This is a genomic window from Alicyclobacillus fructus (assembly GCF_017329605.1).
Lineage (GTDB): Bacteria > Bacillota > Bacilli > Alicyclobacillales > Alicyclobacillaceae > Alicyclobacillus > Alicyclobacillus fructus.
This window is the reverse complement of sequence record NZ_JAFMTY010000087.1, coordinates 1-452: the sequence shown is the minus strand read 5'-3', so window position 1 is coordinate 452 and position 452 is coordinate 1. Positions and strand designations below refer to the sequence as shown.

At 54.4% G+C, this 452-nt stretch carries 1 protein-coding gene; it reads left to right on the top strand.

The genetic code is table 11. The annotated features are described in order from the left end of the window. Positions 1-205 precede the first annotated feature (205 nt). A partial coding sequence (locus tag J3481_RS14435) for a DNA cytosine methyltransferase (RefSeq protein ID WP_206882524.1) occupies positions 206-452 on the top strand: 247 nt, incomplete at its 3' end.

Here is a 452-nt window from a genome sequence, read left to right as displayed (position 1 = left end):
GTATTACGCGATCGTTGAAGAATATTATTTCTATCATCGGACATCCGTCAACGTGGCCGACGCCTGTTCCAGTCATGGCGACTGAGAAACGCTCGCGTAACGGGTTCCGGTTTATGACGCTGCGACTGGCACTATGAAGGTCTTAGTGGCCTGTGAATACAGCGGAGTTGTTCGGGACGCGATGAGAGCGAGGGGTCATGACGCCATGAGCTGTGACATCCTCCCCACAGACGCACCCGGGCCGCACTACCAAGGTGACGTTCGTGACTTAATGACAGAAGAATGGGATCTGGTGATTGCGCACCCCCCGTGCACGTATCTGGCTAACTCCGGCGTTTCGTGGTTGAAGAAAGACCCAGACCGTTGGACGAAGATGAAAGAAGGTGCCGAGTTCTTCCGGCTGATGGGTCAGTTCAACTCCCCACGGATAGCTATCGAGAACCCGATTCAAC